The following is a 4,655-nucleotide window of genomic DNA, read 5'->3' as shown; positions in this document are numbered from 1 at the left end:
GCAATTCGATCATGAACATAAATTCGATGCCAATCGCGTCGTGTCCGGCTTGCGGCTCATGCTGTGGGGATTCTTCAAAAAACTGGTAATCGCCGATCGCCTGGCGCTCTATGTGAATGAAGTCTACAACAACCCGGCGGACTATACCGGATTGCCGGTCATCATCGCGACGTACTTCTTTGCGTTTCAAATTTATTGCGACTTCTCAGCGTACTCGGACATCGCGATCGGGGCCGCGCGCGTGCTGGGCTTCGATTTAATGAAAAACTTCCGGCAGCCGTATCTCGCGCAATCGATCGGCGAATTCTGGAAGCGCTGGCACATTTCGCTTTCCACCTGGTTTCGCGACTATCTCTACATCCCATTGGGAGGAAACCGCGTCAGCAGGCTGCGCTGGTACGTCAATCTGATGGCGGTTTTCTTGATCAGCGGATTGTGGCACGGCGCGAACTGGACCTTCGTCGTTTGGGGCGCTTTGCATGGGAGTTACTTTGTCCTGTCGCTTTTAACACAAAAACTGCGCGCGCATTGGGTTCAAGTTTTACGGCTCAACGCCCATCCGCGCTTTCACACCGTATTGAAAATGGCGATCACCTTCCATCTTGTGCTTTTGGCGTGGATTTTCTTCCGCGCGAACTCCCTGACGGAAGCACTGTTATTGCTGCAGCAAATATTCCGTCTCGAGTTGACGGCAGAACACTTGATGAGCGCCAATATCGCACTCAATCTTGGCGATTTTGCCATCGCGTTCGCCTCGCTTGGCAGTTTGCTGCTCTTCGATCTGCTCGATTCAAAAGGCCGCATGGGGCCGCGCCTCCTAACGCTGGCAAGGCCGCTGCGCTGGGCGGTATATTATTCCCTGATTCTGGCGGTTGTGCTGTTCGGCGTTTACCAGCACATTGAATTCATCTATTTCCAATTTTGACGGCGATGCTGCAACGCACGATTCTCTTTTCGATCTTGCTTCCGCCGGTCTATTTGGCCGCGTTGTTTCTTTTGTCGAATATCAGTTTCGGCAATGCCACGTTGATGAAACTGGCGTCACGCAACCCGGTTGATCCGGGTGAAGACGGTTTTACCTACCAGCGTTTTGCAGAAATCGAACAGGTTAAGAATGTCGATATTCTGTTTCTCGGCTCATCGCATTGCTATCGCACCTTCGATCCCAGAATTTATGCCGAGCACGGTTTGAAGACTTTCAACATGGGATCATCCGGACAAACGCCGTTGAACACTTATTATTTGCTGCAGCGTTATTTTGACCAACTCAATCCCAAGTTGATTGTCTTTGAGCTTTATTATGATCTCTTTCGCCGTGATGGATTAGAGGCTTATTACGATCTAGCTGTAAATCTGCCCTTCAGCGTGGAATTGCTGCAGATGGCGCTGGCGACGCGCAACCCCAACGGCATCAATGACGCTGTTTCGCGCTGGCTGGCAGAGGCAACGGACAACACACCGGAGGTTGTGCAAAAGCCGCAACCCGGCGAGCGCTACATTGCCGGCGGCTTTGTTGAATACACAAAATTGCGTTTGAAAGATTACCAGCCCAATCCCAACCGTACTAAAAAAACACTGGTGATGGTCGAGAATCAATTTGAATATCTCGACAAAATTGCGGCATTCGCGCAGAGCAAGGGTGTTAAAATCGTCTTCGTCACGCAGCCGGAGCTGAAGGCGACGGTGGCAGCCTTCATGAATTATCCGGAAATTGTGGCCCGTTTTGCAGAGGTCGCCAGAAAGCGCGGCGTGCAATATTTCAACTTCAACGAAATGCCGCAGAATTTCGACGTGCCCGAGTACTATTACGATCGCGAACATTTGAACATGCAAGGCGTCGCCCTCTTCAATCAGGCCTTGCTACAAGTATTAACGGAAGCTGGATATATCCCGCGACAATACAATGATTGAATGACATGAAAGCAAATCAACATCAAAAACCTCCGGTTCTGATTTTGGGTGGATCATCGAATGCCTTGTCTGTCGCGCGCAGCCTGGGCAGCCGGGGCATCGCAGTTTATCTTTCCGTGCTCAATCAAAACTGCGCGTGCTACACCAAGTATGCCAAAAAACTGTTTCCCATTGCAGACAAGAAAAGTGTCAGCGAGTTTTGGGCTGAATTGATGCTGGGTCCAAAAAGCGCGGCGTTGCACGGCAGCGTTCTCTTTCCCTGCAACGATGATGGCATCGAATTCTTGGCCAATTTTCGCAAGGAGTTGCAGCAACACTACATTCTCGACGAATCCAATCCCGAGTTGCACTTGACGCTGCTCAACAAGCGCAAGACCATGGATCTGACCAACGCGCTCGGCCTGCCCACGCCGCGCTTCATTCCCGTGGAAACCGAGGCCGATCTTGGCAACATCGATCCCAATCTCATGTTCCCGGTGATCGTCAAGCCGCAGCATTCGCATCTGTTTCAAAAGGCGTTCAATCAGAAAAAATTGTTCTTCGTGCACAATGCCGAGGAGCTGCACATGCGCTTGCGGCAGGCGTTGGACAAGCAGTTGATGACGATCGTGACGGAATTCATCCCAGGGCCTGATAGTCTTTTGGGAAGTTATTACACCTACATCGACGCCAAAGGGAATCCGCTGTTTCATTACACCAAGAAAGTCGTGCGGCGCTTTCCCAAAAACAACGGCCAGGGCACGTATCACATCACGGCCTGGGATCCGGAAATCGCCGAAGTGGGTTTGAAATTTTTCCGCGGCATCAATTTTCGCGGCTTGGGCAATGTCGAATTCAAACGCGATTTGCGCGACAACAAGCTGAAGATTATTGAATGCAATCCCCGCTTCACCGCGGCGCACGAGTTGCTGGTTAGATGCGGCATGGATATATCCCTGGCGATTTACAACCACCTGACCGGCTTGCCGGTGCCGCATCTCAATTCCTACAAGCAGGGCATGACGTTGTGGTTTCCGTATCGCGATTTCATGGCTTACAAAGAACTAAAGTCTTTGAATGAAATCACTCTGGGGCAATGGTTGAAGAGTTTGATTCACACGCAACAAGTGGTTCCCCATTTTCGCTGGCTGGACCCCATGCCCACGCTTGCGCCGTTTTTGCTGTCGGTGAAGAGTAGAATATTGCGATGAAGAGGGGTTTATCGTATCGGAGTGTTGCTCGCGCGGCAACACGAATCGAGCCGCTTCAAGGGGATAAAAATAACGGTGGGATATTCTTGCGCTTCATCCAAAAATCGCATTTGTGTAGACTCAATCTCATCACGATCAATTTGCCTGCAAATTTGACCTCGTCGTGATCACATTTACAGACAAATTGATCAAAAAGTGAGCTTTTGCGCTATTTCAAAATCTTCATCTCGCGGGTCAGAATTGTGCCTTGCGCTTCCATCGTGTAGTAATAATTTCCAGCAGGCAAGTCTTTTGCCTGAAAAACTATCCGGTACTGCCCTGCCGGCTGCCGGGCATCTAGAAGTGTCGCCGCCTCCTGCCAATCTTCTGTCATTACTTTCAAGCGAACGCGCATGGCGGAATTAAGGCTGAAAAGAATACTAGTCTGACCATAAAATGGGTTGGGATAGTTCTGCTCCAACCCAAAAGCCAGCGGCTCGTTTGGCGCGGATTCTTTGCCGCTTGAAACGATCTTGTGGGTATCATTGCATGAGGCCAATGCAAAAAATCCCAAGACCAGCAATACTGTTTTGCGCATCATTATAACTCCAAAGATAAGACGCCATCAAAATGCCAGCTCGGCAACAATGCGCGGGTATACCGCGCCACGTTGAGTGCAAGAAATCTCATGCGGATGCCGCCGCCGCAGGTGAAATAGGAGTTTTTAGGGCCAAACGTATCTGCAAAATATCCGGCACGCAAACGCAGAACACCTCCGACACCGGCTTCGCCGCCGAGGTGTACGTAGTCAAGCGTTGAGGGCTCGTGCAGTTGTTTTTCAAGATCAGAAGCCAGCTTGAATTCCAGGATTCCAACCTGGATTGGTGAGTACGCCAGGCCGATCATCAGTTTCGTCGGAAGGGGATCAGTAGACTCTTCAAGGGCCGAGTAAAGTTCTGGGCCCACATTCAAAAGAGATACTGCAAGCGAGAGTCCCGCCTCGTGAGACGGATCAAGTGGACTACCAGTAAACTCGCGGTTGCTAAATGAGGGCAGGCCGGGTATTAAGTTTTGGATGAAGACTCCGGCATCCATCATGATACCTAATCTGTTAGGCAGCGTCAATTTGTATTCATAACTATGTTGATTCCGAAAGTCTTTAATGTCCTCCCAAACCCTTCTTTGCACCACACTGATGCCCAGACCCAAAGCGAGATTATTTCGAACCGGCAAGGCATAGGAAATCTTGCCCACCCAGTCGAATTCGCTTGTTATGCCGCGAATATCGCCGTCTTCAGAAGTTACGAATTGTTTCCCTGCCCAAAACAAATTTGCCGATACCGCAAACGCGCCGGTTGAGCCGAATGGGCGCGATATTCCTATAAAAGAATGCGCGATGTCGCCAAAAACGGGAATAGGTTTGACAAATGATCCCACAGCCGTAAACGATTTCGAAAACGCCAATGCCGCAGGATTGTGATAGGCCGAAAAGGCATCGCCCGTCAACGCAGTTCCCACGCCGCCCATGGCATTGGAGGTTGCCGAGGGTTGCAGCAACAAGAAACGTGCAGTGGT

At 50.5% G+C, this 4,655-nt stretch carries 5 protein-coding genes; 3 read left to right on the top strand and 2 right to left on the bottom strand.

Going from position 1 to position 4,655, the window contains the following annotated elements; translation table 11 throughout:
* From FBQ85_26810 to FBQ85_26800, 3 genes are all read left to right on the top strand, one after another.
* On the top strand, positions 1-925 hold a 925-nt coding region (locus FBQ85_26810; GenBank protein MDL1878745.1), incomplete at its 5' end, for an MBOAT family protein.
* A gap of 5 nt (positions 926-930) precedes the next feature.
* Positions 931-1,911, top strand: a complete 981-nt coding sequence (locus tag FBQ85_26805; GenBank protein ID MDL1878744.1) for a hypothetical protein — start codon at positions 931-933, stop codon at positions 1,909-1,911.
* A gap of 5 nt (positions 1,912-1,916) precedes the next feature.
* The gene (locus FBQ85_26800) at positions 1,917-3,101 is read left to right on the top strand and encodes a carboxylate--amine ligase (GenBank protein ID MDL1878743.1); all 1,185 of its coding nucleotides are present in this window, start codon (positions 1,917-1,919) and stop codon (positions 3,099-3,101) included.
* Between the two features lie 208 nt (positions 3,102-3,309).
* Here the strand turns inward: FBQ85_26800 and FBQ85_26795 are convergent, their stop codons facing one another.
* Together FBQ85_26795 and FBQ85_26790 are read right to left on the bottom strand one after the other, a co-directional pair.
* A complete protein-coding gene (locus FBQ85_26795; protein MDL1878742.1) occupies positions 3,310-3,681 on the bottom strand; it encodes a hypothetical protein in 372 nt (123 codons plus the stop codon).
* The coding region (locus FBQ85_26790) for a PorV/PorQ family protein (protein MDL1878741.1) at positions 3,681-4,655 on the bottom strand (975 nt) is incomplete at its 5' end. The genes FBQ85_26795 and FBQ85_26790, both read right to left, overlap by 1 nt.

The sequence above is a fragment of the Cytophagia bacterium CHB2 genome (assembly GCA_030263535.1).
In the GTDB taxonomy this organism is placed as follows: domain Bacteria; phylum Zhuqueibacterota; class Zhuqueibacteria; order Zhuqueibacterales; family Zhuqueibacteraceae; genus Coneutiohabitans.
Note: the sequence above shows the minus strand (reverse complement) of the source record. Positions and strands in the feature narration are given on the sequence as shown.

Coding starts and splice junctions, on each gene's coding strand:
- FBQ85_26805 (MDL1878744.1), top strand. CDS start 931: ATGCTGCAACGCACGATTCTCTTTTCGATCTTGCTTCCGCCGGTCTAT.
- FBQ85_26800 (MDL1878743.1), top strand. CDS start 1,917: ATGAAAGCAAATCAACATCAAAAACCTCCGGTTCTGATTTTGGGTGGA.
- FBQ85_26795 (MDL1878742.1), bottom strand. CDS start 3,681: ATGATGCGCAAAACAGTATTGCTGGTCTTGGGATTTTTTGCATTGGCC.